14 protein-coding genes are annotated in these 18,115 nt (G+C 62.9%); 6 read left to right on the top strand and 8 right to left on the bottom strand.

The window, feature by feature from the left end:
- Positions 1–24 precede the first annotated feature (24 nt).
- Together CTR53_RS08580 and CTR53_RS08575 are read left to right on the top strand one after the other, a co-directional pair.
- Positions 25–912, top strand: a complete 888-nt coding sequence (locus CTR53_RS08580; RefSeq protein ID WP_290811382.1) for a helix-turn-helix domain-containing protein — start codon at positions 25–27, stop codon at positions 910–912.
- A 118-nt stretch (positions 913–1,030) separates the two neighbouring features.
- Entirely contained in the window at positions 1,031–1,261 is a 231-nt protein-coding gene (locus CTR53_RS08575; protein WP_290811379.1) for a hypothetical protein, read from the top strand.
- 14 nt (positions 1,262–1,275) lie between these two features.
- Here CTR53_RS08575 and glcF read toward each other — a convergent pair whose 3' ends face one another.
- The 6 genes from glcF to CTR53_RS08545 form a co-directional block, all read right to left on the bottom strand.
- On the bottom strand, positions 1,276–2,574 hold the full coding sequence (gene glcF, locus CTR53_RS08570) for a glycolate oxidase subunit GlcF (protein ID WP_290811376.1): 1,299 nt from the start codon (positions 2,572–2,574) through the stop codon (positions 1,276–1,278).
- A 1-nt stretch (position 2,575) separates the two neighbouring features.
- Positions 2,576–3,808, bottom strand: coding sequence for a glycolate oxidase subunit GlcE (gene glcE, locus CTR53_RS08565; protein WP_290811348.1), 1,233 nt, complete (start codon positions 3,806–3,808; stop codon positions 2,576–2,578).
- Between the two features lie 143 nt (positions 3,809–3,951).
- The gene (locus CTR53_RS08560; protein WP_290811344.1) at positions 3,952–5,439 is read right to left on the bottom strand and encodes an FAD-linked oxidase C-terminal domain-containing protein; all 1,488 of its coding nucleotides are present in this window, start codon (positions 5,437–5,439) and stop codon (positions 3,952–3,954) included.
- A 4-nt stretch (positions 5,440–5,443) separates the two neighbouring features.
- A complete protein-coding gene (locus tag CTR53_RS08555; RefSeq protein WP_290811340.1) occupies positions 5,444–6,163 on the bottom strand; it encodes a FadR/GntR family transcriptional regulator in 720 nt (239 codons plus the stop codon).
- A 136-nt stretch (positions 6,164–6,299) separates the two neighbouring features.
- Positions 6,300–6,425, bottom strand: a complete 126-nt coding sequence (ykgO, locus tag CTR53_RS08550; RefSeq protein WP_144066828.1) for a type B 50S ribosomal protein L36 — start codon at positions 6,423–6,425, stop codon at positions 6,300–6,302.
- Positions 6,426–6,567: 142 nt separating this feature from the next.
- A complete protein-coding gene (locus tag CTR53_RS08545; RefSeq protein ID WP_290811334.1) occupies positions 6,568–8,622 on the bottom strand; it encodes a methyl-accepting chemotaxis protein in 2,055 nt (684 codons plus the stop codon).
- Positions 8,623–8,955: 333 nt separating this feature from the next.
- Here CTR53_RS08545 and CTR53_RS08540 point away from each other — a divergent pair, with 333 nt between their 5' ends.
- Entirely contained in the window at positions 8,956–10,590 is a 1,635-nt protein-coding gene (locus CTR53_RS08540) for an MFS transporter (protein WP_290811331.1), read from the top strand.
- A gap of 226 nt (positions 10,591–10,816) precedes the next feature.
- Here the strand turns inward: CTR53_RS08540 and CTR53_RS08535 are convergent, their stop codons facing one another.
- Together CTR53_RS08535 and CTR53_RS08530 are read right to left on the bottom strand one after the other, a co-directional pair.
- Positions 10,817–11,296, bottom strand: a complete 480-nt coding sequence (locus CTR53_RS08535) for a hypothetical protein (protein ID WP_290811329.1) — start codon at positions 11,294–11,296, stop codon at positions 10,817–10,819.
- A gap of 12 nt (positions 11,297–11,308) precedes the next feature.
- Positions 11,309–11,971, bottom strand: a complete 663-nt coding sequence (locus tag CTR53_RS08530) for a hypothetical protein (protein ID WP_290811327.1) — start codon at positions 11,969–11,971, stop codon at positions 11,309–11,311.
- Positions 11,972–12,109: 138 nt separating this feature from the next.
- Here CTR53_RS08530 and CTR53_RS08525 point away from each other — a divergent pair, with 138 nt between their 5' ends.
- From CTR53_RS08525 to CTR53_RS08515, 3 genes are read left to right on the top strand one after another with little or no spacing between them, the layout of a single operon-like run.
- Positions 12,110–14,419 (top strand): TerB N-terminal domain-containing protein, encoded by a 2,310-nt coding sequence (locus tag CTR53_RS08525; protein WP_290811324.1) that lies wholly within the window; start codon positions 12,110–12,112, stop codon positions 14,417–14,419.
- Positions 14,416–15,777, top strand: a complete 1,362-nt coding sequence (locus CTR53_RS08520; protein WP_290811321.1) for an ATP-binding protein — start codon at positions 14,416–14,418, stop codon at positions 15,775–15,777. The genes CTR53_RS08525 and CTR53_RS08520 overlap by 4 nt, the downstream gene beginning before the upstream one ends.
- Positions 15,749–18,016 (top strand): DEAD/DEAH box helicase, encoded by a 2,268-nt coding sequence (locus CTR53_RS08515; protein WP_290811306.1) that lies wholly within the window; start codon positions 15,749–15,751, stop codon positions 18,014–18,016. Before CTR53_RS08520 ends, CTR53_RS08515 begins: the two co-directional genes overlap by 29 nt.
- The last annotated feature ends 99 nt before the right edge of the window (positions 18,017–18,115 follow it).

Genomic DNA, 18,115 nt, shown 5'->3' with positions numbered 1-18,115 from the left:
GGGAAAATTGCTATTCTTGCGCCCATGCCCGGGCTTACCTCCCAGATCAATCCCATTCCGGCCGCCCGCGTCATCGCGCGCGACGCCGACTGGACATTGAACGAGTTCGTCTGCGAGGCCGGGCCACAGGATCGCCCCTTCGAGGAACGGCATGCCAGCGTCGCCATTGCCGCGGTGCTGGAGGGTTCTTTCCAGTATCGCTGCGACAGCGGCCGCGCCCTGCTCTATCCCGGCGCGGTGATGCTGGGAAATTTCGGCGCCTGCTACGAATGCGGCCACGACCATGGCAGCGGCGACCGCTGCGTCAGCCTGCAGTTCAGCCCCGCGCTGTTCGAGGAAATCGCCGCCAGCACGGCGGGCAGCAGCCGCTTCCGTTTCACGGCCGCCATGCTGCCGGCACTGAAATCCCTGTACCGGCCGATGGCGGAGATGGCGGCGCTCGCGGCAAATACCCAGACACCAAACCGCATGACGCCAAATCACATGGCAGTCGAAGAACTGGCCATCGACATGGCCGAAGCCGTGGTGGAGGCCGTCGCCGGCGGCAATGCCCGTTCGGTGCTGCCCTCGGCAGCAGACAGCCGGCGCATCAGCCGCGTGCTGCGTCATATCGAAGTTCATGCTGCCGAACCGCTCGATCTCGCGGGCCTGGCCGCCGTGGCCTGCATGAGCAAGTACCATTTCCTGCGCAGCTTCCGCCGCATCACCGGTGTCACGCCGCACCAGTATCTGCTCGGCCTGCGGCTGCACCGGGCCGCCGAACGGCTGTGCAGCAGCAACGACCCGGTCAGCGCCATTGCCTGGGATGCCGGCTTCGGCGACCTGTCCACATTCAATGCCGGTTTCCGCGCCCGCTTTGGCGCCAGTCCGGGAAATTTCCGGAGCGCGCACGGGCGGTTGATTGCTGCCTGAGCCGGTGATTCAGTCAATGAATCCGGCGCGATCCGTATAGTGATTGAAAAATTATTTCGTTTTCCGGCCGGCATCCCGTACAAGGGCGCGGTTACGCCGTTTTATCAGGATCAGACCTATGCGCGATCATGCCTTCGCCCTTGCCCTGCTGATTGCCGCCGGCACGTTTTTCGCCGTGCAGGCCCAGGCTCAGTCGCAGCCCGGCACCGCCGCCGCCATCGAAGCCTGCATGCGCGACCTGCGCAGCGGCCTGAAGGCCGGCCAGAAAATGACCGAGCAGCAGCGCATGGTCGCCGAGACGCAGTGTCGCGCCCGCGCCGAGCAGGCCGCACAGCCGGTCAAGAAGTAAGCGCGACTCTTCTTTTAGAGATTCTTCGGGCGCGGTCCGCCGGTCGCCCAGTCGAGCAGCTGCACCGTATGCAGCACCGGCGTCTCCATACCCAAGCTTTTTGATCCCTGGGCAATCTGCACCAGACAGCCGATATTGCCAGCCGCCACGGCATCCGCATGGGTGGAGGCGATGTTCTTCACCTTGCGGTCGCGCAGCTGCGCCGAAAGCTCCGGCTGCAGCAGGTTGTAAGTTCCCGCCGAGCCGCAGCACAGATGCGCTTCCGGCACATCCTTCACCGTGAATCCGGCCTGGCTGAGCAACTGCTTGGGCAAGGCCGTGATCTTCTGGCCATGCTGCAATGAACAGGCGCTGTGATAGGCGACCGTCAGCGGCGGCAGGTCGGCCACAGGCTTCAGGCCGAGATCGCGCATCACTTCGGTGATGTCTTTCGCCAGCGCGCCGATCTTCGCGGCCCGCTCCGCCCAAGCCGCATCGCTGCGCAGCATGAAACCGTAGTCTTTCACCGTGGTGCCGCAGCCCGAGGCATTGATCACCACCGCGTCCAGCCCCTCGCCCTCCAGTTCAGCGGTCCAGGCGGCGATATTCGCCTTCGCTTTGGCATGGGCGTCGTCTTCCTTGCCCATGTGATGCGTCAGCGCACCGCAGCAGCCGGCGCCCTGTGCGACCACGACCTCGCAGCCATGCCGCGTCAGCAGGCGTATCGTGGCGGCGTTGATCTCGGGGTCGAGCACGCGCTGGGCGCAGCCGGTCAGCATGGCGACGCGCATGCGCCGTTCGCCTTCCGCTTTGAACACCTGCGGCTGGTCCAGCGGAGAGGCCGGCGGCAGCGAAGCCGGCGCCAGCGCGACCATGGCTTTCAGTTTCTTCGGCAGCAGGAAACGGAACAGCTTGCCGATGGTCGCCAGACGCAGGCTGAGGCGGAACAGGCCCGGATGGGGCAGCACGCGCGCAAGGACTCCGCGCAGCAGGCGGTCCATCAGCGGGCGTTGATACGTCTCTTCGATATGGGCGCGCGCGTGATCGACCAGATGCATGTAATGCACGCTGCTCGGGCAGGTGGTCATGCAAGAAAGGCAACTTAAACACCGATCGACATGGCGCACGGTTTCTTCCGTGGCGTCATGCCCGCCCTCCAGCATCTGCTTGATCAGATAGATGCGCCCGCGCGGACTGTCGCGCTCATCGCCGAGCAGCACATAGGTCGGGCATGTGGCCGTGCAGAAACCGCAATGCACGCATTTGCGCAGAATGTCGTTCGAGGCGGCAATGTCCGGATCGGCAAGCTGGGCCAGGGTGAAGGAAGTTTGCATGTTAGGTTCCCGCGACCATGCGGCCCGGATTGAGGATATTCATCGGATCGAAGCTGTCCTTCACGCGGCGGCTGAGCGCGGCCAAAGCCTCCGGCTGCGGCTGGAACACCGGCACAGCGGCGCGGGTCGCCGCATCGGCACGGAACAGCGTGGCATGGCCGCCGCCGTTCCCGGCAACAGTGCTGCGCACCAGCGCCGCATGGGCGTCTTCGGCGGGCGGCAAAGTGAGCCAGACCAGGCCGCCGGCCCAGTCGTAGAAGAACTGTGCGTCGGGCTGTGCCTGCGCAATCGCGGCGGTAACAGATGGCCCGCTCATCGGCGCCACGGAGATCCGCCACAGCACACGATCCTGCGGCAGTACGAAGGCTGCGACGTCGCGGATTTCGCGCCACAGCCAGGCGGAATTCATCGAATGCAGTTCTTCCAGCGGCGCCCCTACGCTGACCAGCAGATCGCGCAGCGCCTCGCAGCGCGCCTTGACTGACACCTCCGTGCCTTCGACGCGGATCGCGGTGACACTGGTGCCCGCCCTGGCAACATAGGCGATGCCGGATTGCGCGGCGATGCCGGCCGGCAGATGCGCCAGCCCCGCCACTTCATGCGGCGAAGTGGCGGCGGCGCTGAGTGCCTGAATCGCTTTCGTGTCGTCGAGGCCGAAGATCAGTACCGTGCGCGTCTTCTCCGGCGCGGGCAGCACCTTCAGCGTCACTTCGGTCAGTGCGACCAATGTGCCGTAGGCGCCGCAGACCAGCTTGGGCAGGTCGTAGCCGGTGACGTTCTTCACGACTTTCGCGCCGGCCTTGAAGATTTCACCGCGGCCCGACACGCCGGTGAAACCGAGCAGGTGGTCGCGCACCGCACCCGACTTGAATCGGCGCGGCCCGGCGAGATTGCAGCCGATGGCGCCCCCAATGGTGCCGCGCGCCGCCGCCCCGCCCCAGAGCGGGCCGTAATCCGGCGGCTCGAAGGCCAGCATCTGGTGGCTGGCCCCCAGCAGTTTTTCGACATCGGAGACCAGCGTGCCGGGGCGCAGGGTCAGCACCAGTTCGGCCGGTTCGTAATCCAGAATCCCACTGAGCCGGCCGATATCGAGTGCGTATTCGGTCTGTGCGGGACGACCGAGCCCGGCCTTGCTGCGATGGCCATGCAGGCTGAGCGGCTTGCCTTCGGCGGCGGCCCATTTGATCAGGTCGGCAACATCGGTGGTGCCGGAGGGAATGAAGGTTTCAGGCATGACCTAACACCCCCCCTCCGTCATCCCCGGGCTTGTCCCGGGGATCCATCCCAACTCTCCGCGCATCGAACTATGCAGATGGATGCCCGGCACAAGGCCGGGCATGACGATATTTTTTGTATCTTCGATATTCATGACGATACTCAAAACCTCGGCAAATCCGGAAACGCCAGCTGGCCCTTGTGCACATGCATGCGACCGAGCTCGGCGCAGCGATGCAGCACGGGAAACACCTTGCCGGGATTGAGGCGGTGGCTCGGATCGAAGGCGCATTTGACGCGCTGCTGCTGCGCCAGATCCTCTTCCGAGAACATCGCCGGCATCAGGTCGCGCTTTTCCACGCCGACGCCGTGCTCGCCGGTCAGCACGCCGCCGACCTCCACACACAGACGAAGAATATCGGCGCCGAATTCCTCGGCGCGCGCCAGTTCGCCCGGGTTGTTGGCATCATACAGAATGAGCGGATGCAGGTTGCCGTCGCCGGCATGAAACACATTGGCGACACGCAGCCCGTGCTTTTCCGAGAGCTGGCCCATGCGGGTCAGCACCAGCGGCAGGGTCTTGCGCGGGATGGTGCCGTCCATGCAGAGATAATCCGGCGAGATACGACCGACGGCGGGAAACGCCGCCTTGCGTCCGGCCCAGAAGGCGAGCCGCTCGTCCTCGTTCTGCGACACGCGCAGGGAAACCGAGCCGCAGCGTTCGGCGATTTCCTTCACGCGCAGCAGCAGGTCGTCGACTTCGGCCGGCGGCCCGTCCAGTTCGATGATCAGCAGGGCTTCGACATCGCGCGGATAGCCGGCATGGACGAAATCCTCCGCCGCATGGATGGCGGGGCGATCCATCATCTCCATGCCGCCCGGGATGATGCCCGAGGCAATGATCTTGGCGACGCAGTTGCCGGCAGACTCCGATGTCGGGAAGCCAGCCAGCACGGCGCGCTGTGTGGTCGGCTTGGGCAGGATGCGTACGGTGACTTCGGTGATGACGCCGAGCAGGCCTTCCGAGCCGCAGATGATGCCCATCAGGTCATAACCCTCGGCATCGAGATGCTTGCCGCCGAGCCGCACGATGTCGCCATTCATCAGCACCATCTCGACGCCGAGGATATTGTTGGTGGTGAGGCCGTATTTCAGGCAATGCACGCCGCCGGAATTCTCCGCCACGTTGCCGCCGATGGTGCAGGCGATCTGGCTGCTGGGGTCCGGTGCGTAATAAAAGCCGCGATGCTCGACCGCGCGGGTGATGCCCAGATTGGTGACGCCGGGCTGCACGACGGCGCAGCGGTTGTCCCAGTCGATGTCGAGTACCTTGTTGAACTTGCCGAGCCCCAGCAGCACGCCGTCGGCCAGTGGCAGTGCGCCGCCCGACAGCGACGTGCCGGCGCCGCGCGGCACGATCTTCACACCGCGCTCGTTGCACAGCTTCATCACCTCCGCCACCTGCTGCACATTGCTGGGCAGCACCGCCACCAGCGGCAGCTGGCGATAGGCGGTCAGTCCGTCGCATTCGAAGGCACGCAGGCTGGTCTCGTCGGCGATCACGCCCTCGCCCGGCACGATGCGGCGCAGCGCGGCGATCAGATCGAGCCGCTGGGCAATGATGTCCTGTTCCGGCGCCGGCATCAGCATGGCGTCACCCCTTCTTTTGTGCCGCCAGGTAGCGCGCGGCGGCATTGGTCACATGGCGCCGGGCCGCGAAACCCGCCGCTTCGGCATCACCCTGCAGGATCGCCTTCACCATATCGAGATGTTCGGCCTGCGCCGCCAGCGTGCTGCCGCTGGCGCGCGCTTCCGCCTGCCAGGTCACGGCGCGGGTGGCGGAGAAATGCTGCGCCAGAAAGGCGGCGAACTGCGCCAGATAAGGATTATGTGCGGCGGTCGCGATGGCGGCGTGGAAGGCATCGTCGGCCTCGGCACCATCCGTGCCGGCTTCCAAGGCGCCCTGCATCTGCATGAAGGCGGCATCGAGGGCTTTGATATCGGCCTTGCTGCGGCGCTGCGCCGCCAGTTCGGCCATGCCGACCTCGATCACGCCGCGCAGCTCGAAGACATGCGCCAGATCGGTGGCCTGCAGCCGACCGTCGATACGGAAATTGGCGAGGCCGGGTTTGGCCGCCACGAAAGCGCCGGAGCCCTGCCGGCTTTCAACGAAGCCGTCGGTCTTGAGCCGGGCGATCGCCTCACGCACCACGGCGCGGCTGACGGCGAAACGCTCGACCAGCTGCATCTCGGTCGGCAGCCGGGCGCCGGGCTGAAATTCCCCTGCCCGGATCGCGGCAGCAAGGCGGGCCGCCAGGGTGGCGCCGAGGCCGGCGCGGGGCAGTTCGGATGCGGATGAAAATGGAGTCGGCATCGGGTAAATTTGTCAGGTTGTCAGACAAATTTCCACCCGGAACGCCACCGTCCGGGCAAAAGAAAACGGCCCGGCTGCATCAGCAACCGGGCCGTTTAAACCACACAAAACCGACGGGGTATTACCCCCGGATCGATTAACCCTGGCGCGCCTTGAAGCGCGGGTTGGTCTTGTTGATCACGTAGACGCGGCCCTTGCGGCGCACGACGCGGCAATCGCGGTGACGGCCCTTGGCCGACTTGAGGGAATTCACGACCTTCATGATACCTGACCTCAGTAACGAAAAACCGGGCGCAGTCTTCACCCGCCCGGCGGAAAAGTGGGCCGGAACATACCGGCGGGTCCCCGGCCTGTCAACCGGAAACCCCGCCGGAAATCGCCCCGGCCGCAGTAAGGCTAAAGCCTTAGAATTCCTGCCAATCCTCATCCTTGTTGGCGGCCGGAGGCGCAGGTTTGCGCGGTGCGGCGGCGGCCGGTTTCGCCGGTGACGCGGCAGGCCGGACGACAGGCGCCGGACTCGGGGCCGGCAGGCTGGGCGCAGCGCCACCCGAAACCTTGAAGAAGCCGACCAGTTCGGCGAGCTGCCCGGCCTGGGTATTCAGGCTCTGCGCGGCAGCCGTGGTCTCTTCCACCAGGGCGGCGTTGCGCTGGGTCATCTCGTCCATGCTGCCCACAGCCGTGTTGATCTGGTCGAGGCCGGTGGCCTGCTCGCGCGAGGCGGCAGCAATCTCGGCGACGATATCGCTCACCTTCTTGATTGCGGTGACGATGTCGTTGAGCGAAGCACCGGTCTGGTTGACCAGCGACGCGCCGGTCTTGACCTGGGCATTCGAGGCCGAGATCAGCGCCTTGATATCCTTCGACGCATTGGCCGAGCGTTGCGCCAACGCACGCACTTCCTGCGCCACCACCGCAAAGCCCTTGCCGGCTTCGCCGGCGCGCGCCGCTTCCACCGAAGCATTCAGCGCCAGCAGATTGGTCTGGAAGGCGATCTCGTCGATCAGGCCGACGATATCGGAAATCTTCTGCGCGCTGGCTTCGATCTGCGTCACCGCGGTGACGGCATCGCTGACCACGCTGCCGCCTTTTTCGGCCGTGTCGCGCGCCGCGACGGCCAGCTGGTTGGCGGCCTGGGCGTTGTCGGCGTTCTGCTTCACCGTCGTGGTGATCTCATGCATCGAGGCGGCGGTTTCTTCGATGGAAGCGGCCTGCGATTCCGTACGCTGCGCCAGATCCTGGCTGCCGGTCGAGATTTCGTCCGAGGCCACCTTCACCGACTGCGCCGTCTGGGTCAGACGGCCGGCGAAATCGCGCAGCCGCTCGGCCATGCCGTTGGCGCTGGATTTCAGCTGGCCGAACACGCCGTGATATTCGCCGCGCACGGCACGGGTGACATCGCCCTGTGCCATCGCGCTCATCACCTCGGCCAGTTCGCCGGCCATGGTCTGCAGCGTGGCGGTCAGGCGGTTCAGCTCCTGGCTGGTGGAGAGGAAGAAGCCCTCCTTGCCGCTTTCGCTGATGCGGCCGGTCAGGTCGCCATCTGCCACCTTGTTGACCAGCGCTGCGATTTCGTCGCCGGCGGCCTTTTCGCGCGCCACCTGCTGGACGCGGCGCTGCTCGGCTTCCTCGCGCTGCTGCGCGATCTCGGTCTCGGCGGCCTCGCGCGCGATCATGCTGTCCTTGAAGACCTGCACGGCCTTGGCCATCTCGCCGATCTCGTCGCGGCGCTCGCTGCCGGTGACGGCAACGCCGGTATCGCCGGTCGCCAGCCTGTTCATCACCCCGGTGATGCGGCTGATCGGACGGGTCAGCGTGGCGATCACGATATACAGCGCCAGCGCCACCGACACGGCAATGGCAGCCACCGTGATCATGATCAGCAGCGGACGCTGCGTGTTGTAGTAGGAGGTCAGCCCGTTGCTGACTTCCACGACGCGCTCGGCATTGCGTTTGGTGACGCCGTCGATCAGGCGATTGACCGCCTGGCGGTTGCTGCGGTTGGCATCGTTGTCGCCGTAGGTGCGCGCTTCACCCGGCTTGCCTTCGAGGCCGAGGCGGGCCAGTTCGCGGCGGAACTGGATGAACTGATTGACCGTGGCGATGAACTGCTTGGCCTCGTCGCTGTTGCCGGCCTGCGGGCCGATCAGCGCGCTCCATTCCTTGATGACGTTTTCCATCTCACCGGTGAAGCGCACGATGCCGGCGGAATAAGGCTTGGCGGCAGCGGCATCGGCCGACATGTAGACGCCGCGCGAATCCATCACCACGGCATAGACCAGCGCATTAAGCCTTTCGCCATACTGCGTCTGCTTGGCGATGCTCTCCATCACGTTGGTCTGCCGCTCGAAGCGGTCGAGGGAAATCACACCCATCGCGCCGATGGCGGCGGCGGCAATCGCCAGCAGCGCAACGACAGCGAGTACCCGCGGGCCAATTTTAAGGTTCGACGCAAAGGACATGGGATTCCCCCTGATTTTTCGGCGAGATGCGCGACTGTATCACTTTCTCATAAATCTTTGATATGCGGGGTTAATAAACAGACACCTCGCCAAATTTCCAAGTCTGAACAGTGGTTTGTGATACTGGCATTACCTCTTGGCCGTACACTCACGGATTGAATTGTATACGGAGCATCCGAAATCGCTCTGCCCCAGCCGCCGGGCGCCGCTATGCAGACGTCATAAAAACCGCCTGGAGCGCCACCTCGCACCTCCCCATCGGGCAAATTCAGCTATAGTTTTCAGACACTAGGCCGCCTTTCGCGCCTTAACGCCCGCCCCGCCCAGCAGGTCATGACTCCAGCCCCTCCCCCGGTCGGTACTTTCGCTCCATTCCAGCACCGGATCTTCCGGCTGTTCTGGACCGCCTCGCTGATCTCGAATATCGGCGTGCTGGTCCAGACCATCGGCGCCAGCTGGGTGATGATGACCATCAGCGGCTCGGCCAGCCTGGTCGCGCTGGTCCAGGGCATGAATGCGCTGCCGGTCATGCTGTTCGCGCTGGCCGCCGGCGCGCTGGCCGACAGTTTCGAACGCCGCCTGGTCATGCTCGGCGCCCAGGTGGCGATGCTGTGCTTTTCGCTCATCCTGGCGGCCGCGGTGTTCTTCGACTGGATCACGCCCTGGATGCTGCTGGCGCTGACGTTCCTGATCGGCACCGGCAGCGCGGTGAACAATCCGTCCTGGCAGGCCAGCGTGCGCGACACCGTGCCGCGCGACACCCTCTCGGCTGCCGTGATCCTCAACAACATGGGCTTCAACGTCACCCGCAGCATCGGCCCGGCGATCGGCGGCACCATCGTGGCCGCGCTCGGCGCCGCGCTCTCCTTCCTGTTCAACGCCGTCACCTACCTGCCGATCATCTGGGTTCTGGCCCGGTGGAAACCCGACACGGCGAAATCGGATCTGCCGAGAGAAGACTTCCTCAGCGCCATGTCGGCGGGACTGCGCTATGTCGCGATGTCGCCGCAGATCCTGGTGGTGCTGCTGCGGACCATCCTGTTCAGTTCCTGCGCCGGATCGGTGCTGGCCCTGCTGCCGGTCGTCGCCCGCGACCTGCTGGGCGCCGGCGCGCTGACCTATGGCGGCCTGCTCGGCACCTTCGGCGTCGGCGCCATCCTCGGCGCGATCATCAATGCCCGCGTGCGCCGGGCGCTGACCGATGAAAACATCACGCGGCTCGCCTGCCTGATCTCGATGGCAGCCACCGTCACGCTCGGCCTCAGCACCAATCTCTACCTGAGTTTTGCCGCGCTGATTCCGGCCGGCGCCTGCTGGGTGATTGCGCTGTCGCTGTTCAATATCTCGGTGCAGCTCTCGGCGCCGCGCTGGGTCGTCGGCCGCGCCATCGCGCTCTACCAGATGACCAATTTCGGCGGCCTCGCCATCGGCAGCTGGCTCTGGGGCTCGCTGGCGGATGCCCATGGCGTATCGACCGCGCTGGTGGCGGGCGGGCTGGGACTGCTGCTCTGCGCCGCCGCAGGGCTCCGCTTCACGTTACAGAATGTCGTCTCCGTCGACCTCGATCCGCTTGGACAGTTCCAGGCGCCGGCCACCGGGCTCGACATCAAGCCGCAGAGCGGCCCGATCTTCGTGATGGTGGAATATCGCATCCGCTATGAGGACGTGACGGAATTCCTCGCGGTGATGACGCGCCGCCGCCGCATCCGACTGCGCGACGGCGCCCAGCGCTGGGCGCTGCTGCGCCATGTCGAGGATACCGAATTGTGGACGGAGTCCTATCACGTGCCGACCTGGCTGGAATATATCCGGCACAATACGCGGCGCACCAAGGCCGATGCCGACGTGATGGCATTGCTGCGCGGGCTGCATCAGGGCGAAGGGCCACGCGTGCATCGCTGGATCGAACGCCAGACCGTGCCGCCGCGGGAAGACATCCTGGTCAAGGACAATCCGGAACTGCACTAAAACAAACAGAGGCGCCTTTTGGGCGCCCCCGTGGAATCAGGTATCGGAAATGGTAATTGCCAGATATCTTTCCTCAAAACTACCGATAACTCGTTGATGCCGACGTTCAAATTGCCAATTTGCGGCAACATTTTGCCATATAAAGAACCGAGATTTCGGGGTTTTGCCAGATAAGAAGCGATACTCTGAAAACTCCCCACCTTCTTCGGCTGAAAAGTTACCAAGCCTATTTGGATTTTCGAAGCGGCCGCTTGAGGTTATCAATTCCGTCAGGAAGGACTGGCCCCCAATCGAAAGACGCCACGTCATCACGTCGGAAAATGTGCACCCTTGTATTAAATTGGCGCTTTACGCCACCACGCACTAGATGAGTGGACGCAAATCCGCCGCCGTAGCCCGGCATCCGCCCCAAACGATACAGCGCGTAGGCGAGCGACACCAGGGTATACAGGAACCCAAGGTAATAGATGTTGTCGCCAATCTTGTCCTCGCGGATACGATACCGCTTGGTGACCAGCGCCACGCCCGCATACCCGAACATGATGGCCACGGGGAATGCGGTTACGACATACTGATGGAAACCGGCCATCTTCATGAACCAGATCGCCAGGCCGCCCACCGCAAACAGGCCGAAGAACAGCGCCTGATCCGGGATATCGTTCAGCGGGTTCAGATACTTCTTCTTCGACGAGGCAATCTCAACCATCGCCCGCTCCTATTAAATTGGGTTCCATTCGCCAACGACCCCGTTGGCCGCCGCAGTAAACTCAAACCAGAACTCGACCAGCGGTGGCTGCTGTACGCGCCGCATCGTGTCGCGCGGTATCACGAAGTAATCGACAGAAGCTCCGGCCAAATCCGGCTTAATCTGTGGATAGTAGTTGGTCGTGCGGAATTGCTTGAACGACTGCACACCCTGATACATGGAATGCTGCCGGGTATGATGGATGAAGTCCGAGATGATGATGATTCGCTTCTTGGCAGGTACGGCCCTGGGCGTTCCCAATGACGTCACCGCCACCGACTGCAAACCCTCGAAGATGGGTGAATTATTCTGCTGAGGCAGCTTCTTCAGACCTTCAATGACCTCGTCCAGCTTTGCCTCAAACAATTGATGATATCGCTTGTTTGCTAGGTCCGGATTTCCATAGAACCTGCTGTCGACATCGGCACCGGTGCCGGGGCTGCAGGCTGCAAACAGCGGGTCGATTGTCTTTGTTGCGACGGACTCCAGGGGATAAGTGCTGCTGACCTGGCCAAGGCACCTCAGATTGATGCACACGAGTTTATCGCGAGGTCGATTGAGGGCGATGTCGACCTTTGACTTGCAGCAAGGCGCTGACCGTTTGAATTTGCTGCGAAAATTGGCGAACGCATACATGGGTAAACCCGCATGCGGACGAATCCAAACTCATTGCAACAGCCCTCGACCTGTCGTGCCGCTCGGGCGTGCCAAGCTCCGATTTCTTCCGCTAAAGTCGCAGTGGGCAGGCAAGGCAAGTTCAGGGGGAGCTCTCCAATGGAGTGGCTGGTACTCATCGTGATCGGCTTCGTCATCTACAGGGTGACGCGCAAGAAGAAGAAACCGGAACCCAAGCCGGACTTCGCCAACTTCAAGCTTGAGCCAGTCACCCGACGTAATGACCCGACGTCATCGTCGCCAGCCCGCCATGCCACGGATTCAGACACACTCGCTCGCTGGGGCGTTACCGTCAGCTTGTCCACATCTTCAGGGTCACGCAGCAATAACAAAGACCCCGGCCGCTGGCTGCCCCCCAGCGAATCCATCACCATCAAAGGCATCACAATCAAAGGCGGCCTATTCTACGTCGGCGGCCTGTTCCCCGGGCAATCTCATTACGACGTCGACAACTGCCTGGTCGATCCGACCCTGACTGTTGCGAAAACCGCCGTCGGCGCTCAGATGAACTATTGGCCGTCATATTCGACCATCGGTGCGACCGCCCGTCGGGGGTACCTCGAGTGGCTGGCGAGCGATCGCAGTGACCCGAATGCCGATATCGGATACGTCTTCCTGTATTTCTACGGCATCGAACGCCGGATGTTCGTCGACAAAGCCATTGCTGAAGCTCCAACACTGATTGCCGAGGTCAGGCGCCTGAAGGCGCTTCGAACTGACAACAATTCTTTCCAGAGGTATGCCGAGGCTTTCCTGCAGTCGGCTCAGGCTCTGATGGGCGTCACTCCCACCGAACCTGACTTGACCGACGTTGATGCAGCAATGAGCGATCTAAAGCTTCCCGTGCTTATGTATCTGGGCCGGAAACTGGCCCAACAGGAGCCACTCAATGCTTTTGATTCCTTGGCGTGGCTACTAGGCGCACCGGATGTCTATTCCAAAACAGCGCTGACGCGGTGCTGGGATGAATTCAAGCTGCTCTGGGCTGTGCGGTTTGCCGCCAAGTATCCCAAGGGCAGAAAGGTCTCTACCCCCAAAACGCTACTCAAGGCTCACTACAGAGCCTGCAGCGGAAACTTCGGTGCCGACATTCCGCTAGCAGGCGACTTTCCTGATATCACCGCCGTCTCGGCGCCGATGAAGCCGTTGCGTGAATTGTACAACCGCTGCATTGATGACCTTGAGGCGTACAGCCGCCTGCTGGGGCGCAAACCGCAGACCCGGGGCAAGCCGGAAAGCATCTTGCTGTTGCCGAAGGAAATTCAGCACAGCGTTGCCAACTCGCCGCTCAAAGCAATCTCGGAGTATCTGACCACCGCGTTTTCAGGTGATGACACCTTCGTCACCAGTGCCGAAAAGATGCTCGAGACCTTCAGTGTCGAACAGGACGAGAAGAAGACGCTTGCCGCCCAAATGGCGCAGATTGCTCCGGCATTCGACGCGATGAATGTCGGATTCGAGCCTGACAAACGCTACGGGTCATCCAGCTTCCCAAAGGACGGCACCGTTGTCCTGTTCAGGCGCACCGAGCAGCAGGAGGTAAATCCGGAAAAGCCGGAATACCAGATTGCCAAAACACTCATCGAAGTCACATCGCTGGCCGCTGCGGCCGACGGCGGCGTCAACCCCGCCGAACTGGCCGCCGTGAAAGCGGATATTCAGGCGCTGAATGGCCTGAACCCGGCGGAAAAACAGCGATTGGCGGCCTATGCAAAGCTGCTGGCTGAAGATGCACCGCGCCAGCAGGGCGTCATGAGCCGATTGGCCAAGCTGTCGTCGGCCGAAAAAGCTCGCGTGGCCAGTTCTGCAATCGCCTCTGTTCTGGCTGACGGCCACGCCGACCCGGCCGAGATGAAATTTCTGGAGAAGCTCTACAAGGCATTGGGCATGCCTGCGGATGAGTTGTATTCGGCCGTCCATCGCGGTGCCATTGTCATTGATGAGCCAGTCACCGTGGTGGCGGAAGAAGCGCCACGCGGGCGGGCCATCCCCAAGAAGCCCGCTCCGGCCGCGATTCCTGCTTCCAGTGGCATCAAAATCGACATGGCCCGCCTGGAGCGCATCAAGAGCGAGACGTCCGCTGTCTCCAACCTGCTGGCCGATATCTTCGTCGAGGAAACACCCGCACCAGCAGCAACAGCTCCCATTGTCGTCGAGGCCAGCGCGTTCGAGGGCCTGGATGCTGCTCATGCCAGGCTCGTCGTCCTGTTCCTGGCTCAGCCGGAGTACGACCGCGGTGCATTCGAGGAAGAAGCACGCGGATTGCAGTTGATGCCCGATGGTGCAGTCGAGACCATCAATGAATGGGCATTCGACACTTTCGACGAACCCCTGCTGGATGGTGAAGACACCATCGTTGTTGCCGAACACCTTGTTGCCAAGCTGAAGGAAATGGAAGTCAGAGCATGAACACCGCGATTAAGCCCAAAGACCGTGACGTTATCCTTCAGGCACTGGCTGCCGGTGTCGTCCCTCGCCTTGGCCTGCGCCATATCCAGGTCGGCCGCGCCCCGGAAGTGGGCGCGCTCGTCAAAGACATCGACCGCATTACCGGCAACGGGTCGGCCATCCGGTTCATCATCGGCGAATATGGTGCAGGTAAGACCTTCTTCCTGCACCTGACGCGCCTGATCGCCATGGAGAAGAAGTGCGTCACCATGCATGCGGACCTCGCACCCGACCGTCGCATCCACGCGACCGGCGGCCAGGCACGCGGCCTGTATGCCGAAGCCATCCGCAATATGGCGACCCGCACGAAACCTGACGGCGGCGCTTTAGCCAGCATCGTCGAACGCTTCATCACGGACTGCATCAAGGAAGCCGGTCAGCGCGGCATCACCGCCGACGCCGTTACCGAGCAGCGGCTGGCATCGCTGCAGGAACAGGCCAGCGGCTATGACTATGTGGCGGTCCTGAGCGCCTATAGGAAGGGTAGCGAGGAAGACAACGAAGCCCTGAAGGCCTCGGCGCTCCGTTGGCTGCGCGGTGAATTTCCGACCAAGACAGACGCCCGCAATGCGCTCGGCGTCCGCAACATCATCGACGACCATGAGGTCTACGACGCTTTCAAGGCGCTGGCTGCCTTCATCAAGCTGGCTGGATATGCCGGTACCCTCATCATGTTCGATGAGATGGTGAACCTGTATAAGCTGCAGAGCTCCCAGGCTCGCAACCAGAATTACGAGCAAATCCTGCGCATCGTGAACGACACCCTGCAGGGCAATGTCCAGAATCTGGGCTTCGTCTTCGGCGGAACGCCTGAGTTCCTGATGGACACCCGCCGCGGCCTGTACAGCTACCAGGCACTGCAGTCTCGGTTGGCGGAGAACGCGTTTGCCAAGAACGGCCTGGTCGACCTGTCCGGTCCGGTCGTCCGGCTGCCCAGCCTGACGCCGGAAGACCTGCTGGTGCTTCTGTCTAATATTCGCGGCGTCTTCGCCCATGGCGATCCGGCCAAGAACCTGGTGCCCGACGAGGCGCTGCCGATGTACATGGACCACTGCAACAAGCGCATCGGGGACGCCTATTTCCGGACGCCGCGCAACACCATCAAAGCCTTCATCCACTTCCTGAACGTGCTGGAGCAGAACCCGGCGACCAACTGGAAGGAGCTGCTCGGCCATGTCGACGTCGCCGTCGATACTGACGGTGCGGACGATACCGAAATCGCTGACGCCCCCGAGCCGGTCGCAGCCCAACCGGTCAATGGCGCCCAGCCCCAGCCTGCCCAGGACGGAAATGACGAGCTCACCAGTCTCCGTCTCTGAGGTGACCTCCGCTGTTGAGCTGGCGTCCAACTTCGACCGGCTGCATCCCAAGGTCCGCCAGTGGATCTGGGAGCAGAACTGGACGGAGCTGCGTGAAGTCCAGGAACTGGCTATCGAAGCCGTCATGGGTGGCCAGGACGATGTCCTGATTGCCGCTGCCACGGCTGCGGGCAAGACCGAAGCGGCCTTCTTCCCCATCCTGTCGCAGGTGGCGGAAAAGGAAGAAGCCGGGCTGTCCGTCCTGTACATCAGCCCGCTCAAGGCACTCATCAACGACCAGTTCGGCCGCCTTGACCAGGTCTGCGAGAAACTGGAGCTGAATGTCGTCCGCTGGCATGGCGATGCGTCTCAAGGCGCCAAGAAGCGCATGCTCAAAAAGCCGAGCGGCGTGGCCCTGATTACCCCTGAGTCCATCGAGGCGCTGTTCGTCCGCAAGCCTAAGGACGCCTACGCCCTGTTCCAGAACCTGGAATTCATCGTCATCGACGAGCTGCACGCCTTCATGCAGGGACCGCGTGGGCTCCATCTGGCGAGCCTGCTGCGGCGTATCGATGCCCTGTGCAAGGTCCGGCCTCGCCGGGTCGGCCTGTCGGCTACCATCGGCGACCTGAGCGTGGCAGCCAAATGGCTCAATTCGGCCAACCCCGCGGCTGTTGCGATCGTGAACCCGCCCGGCGGCAGCCCTGAACTGCGACTGCAGGTCCGCGGCTACATCGAACCACCCGATATCGGTGCCGATGACTTGGAAAAGGATGAAGGCCGCAAGGAAGCCTTGGACTTCATCGCCGACCATATCTTCGCCCACCTGAGGGGCAGCAATAACCTGGTCTTCGGTGGCTCCAGGCGGCGGGTAGAAGCCGTCGCCGATCGTCTGCGCCGCCGCAGTGAGGCGGCAGAAGTCCCCAACGAGTTCTTCCCACACCACGGCAGTCTGTCCAAGGAGCTGCGAGAAGACCTGGAACATCGCCTTAAGGCTGCTGAGCTGCCGACGACGGCCGTTGCCACCACGACCCTGGAGCTGGGCATCGACATCGGCTCGGTCGATTCAGTCGCCCAGATCCTTGGGCCGCGTTCCCTGGCATCGCTGCGGCAGCGCCTGGGGCGCAGCGGACGTCGACGGGGCAAGGCAGCCACTCTGCGCATCTATGTCCGCGAGAAATACCTGACGCCGCTGTCCGACCCGATGGACCGCCTGCGGCTGGAGGTGGTGCGTTCCGTCGCTGCCGTCGAACTCCTCAAGGAAAAGTTCGTCGAACCGCCGGTCCAGGACCCCTCCATTGCGACGGTGGCGCTCCACCAGACACTTTCCATCATCACAGAGCGCGGTGGCGCCAGGGCCGAGCAGCTCTACCAGACCATCTGCGGTGACGGGCCGTTGTCGGCCCTGACCCAGGCTGACTACGTCGAACTGCTGAGAGCGATGGCATCGCCGGAGGCCGGTTTGATTGAGCAGGCGCCCGACCGCACGATCATGCTGGGCGAGGTCGGCGAGAAGATTGCGTTTAGCCGAGACTTCTACGCCATCTTCCCTTCCGACGAGGAGTGGCGCCTTATCAACAATGGCCGCCAGCTCGGCACCATTCCCATCTCCAATATTCTGGGCATCGGCAGCCTGGTGGCTTTCGCGGGAAGGCGTTGGCGGGTCATGGCGGTCGATGACACCGCCAAGGTGCTGACCGTCGAACCGCACCGGTCTGCCCAGATTCCGAAATTCGAAGACCCGTCGCAGGAGGCCATCCACGACAGTCTGGCGGCCCGCATGAAGGCGGTCCTGATGGGCACCGATATCCCGCCCTATCTCGACCAGACAGCCCAGGAGCTGCTGGTCGAGGGTCGGCAGGCTTTCCATGAGATGAATTTGGAAACGGAAATCCTCGTACAGGCGCAGAAGGACACGCATCTCCTGCTGTGGCACGGGGAAGCCATGAACTCGGTATTCGCCGTCGCCCTGTCCAGCGCCGGGTTCGAATGCTCGGCCAGCGATATCGGGGTCACCGTCGCTAAGGCCACCCCGGACGACGTGCGGGCGGTCCTGAAGGTGCTCGCTGAGAATCCGCTGTCGGTGGAGGACGTGGCCGACTTCGTTCAGAACCTGCAGGTCGCCAAGTATGACGAACTTATCCCGACCGGATTGCTCAGGAAGCTATGGGCGCGGGCGAATGCGGAGACGGTGGAACGGGTGGCGGGATTGGCTAAGAGACTGGTGGATACGCATGAGCATGGTCAGCCATCCAAATAAGAAACGGCGACACATCTCAGTGTCGTCGTTCTAAATCGGCCTGAGTGAAAATTTATTAAGTCACTGATATTATTGCCACAAAACCACGAAACTCGTGGC

The sequence above is a fragment of the Ferrovibrio sp. genome (assembly GCF_002796975.1).
Classification (GTDB): Bacteria; Pseudomonadota; Alphaproteobacteria; order Ferrovibrionales; family Ferrovibrionaceae; genus Ferrovibrio.
This window is presented reverse-complemented; position numbering and strand designations above follow the sequence as displayed.

Bases quoted from the DNA above. Each gene is read 5' to 3' on its own strand.
- CTR53_RS08580 (WP_290811382.1), top strand. From the start codon at position 25: ATGCCCGGGCTTACCTCCCAGATCAATCCCATTCCGGCCGCCCGCGTC.
- CTR53_RS08575 (WP_290811379.1), top strand. From the start codon at position 1,031: ATGCGCGATCATGCCTTCGCCCTTGCCCTGCTGATTGCCGCCGGCACG.
- glcF (WP_290811376.1), bottom strand. From the start codon at position 2,574: ATGCAAACTTCCTTCACCCTGGCCCAGCTTGCCGATCCGGACATTGCC.
- glcE (WP_290811348.1), bottom strand. From the start codon at position 3,808: ATGCCTGAAACCTTCATTCCCTCCGGCACCACCGATGTTGCCGACCTG.
- CTR53_RS08560 (WP_290811344.1), bottom strand. From the start codon at position 5,439: ATGCTGATGCCGGCGCCGGAACAGGACATCATTGCCCAGCGGCTCGAT.
- CTR53_RS08555 (WP_290811340.1), bottom strand. From the start codon at position 6,163: ATGCCGACTCCATTTTCATCCGCATCCGAACTGCCCCGCGCCGGCCTC.
- ykgO (WP_144066828.1), bottom strand. From the start codon at position 6,425: ATGAAGGTCGTGAATTCCCTCAAGTCGGCCAAGGGCCGTCACCGCGAT.
- CTR53_RS08545 (WP_290811334.1), bottom strand. From the start codon at position 8,622: ATGTCCTTTGCGTCGAACCTTAAAATTGGCCCGCGGGTACTCGCTGTC.
- CTR53_RS08540 (WP_290811331.1), top strand. From the start codon at position 8,956: ATGACTCCAGCCCCTCCCCCGGTCGGTACTTTCGCTCCATTCCAGCAC.
- CTR53_RS08535 (WP_290811329.1), bottom strand. From the start codon at position 11,296: ATGGTTGAGATTGCCTCGTCGAAGAAGAAGTATCTGAACCCGCTGAAC.
- CTR53_RS08530 (WP_290811327.1), bottom strand. From the start codon at position 11,971: ATGTATGCGTTCGCCAATTTTCGCAGCAAATTCAAACGGTCAGCGCCT.
- CTR53_RS08525 (WP_290811324.1), top strand. From the start codon at position 12,110: ATGGAGTGGCTGGTACTCATCGTGATCGGCTTCGTCATCTACAGGGTG.
- CTR53_RS08520 (WP_290811321.1), top strand. From the start codon at position 14,416: ATGAACACCGCGATTAAGCCCAAAGACCGTGACGTTATCCTTCAGGCA.
- CTR53_RS08515 (WP_290811306.1), top strand. From the start codon at position 15,749: ATGACGAGCTCACCAGTCTCCGTCTCTGAGGTGACCTCCGCTGTTGAG.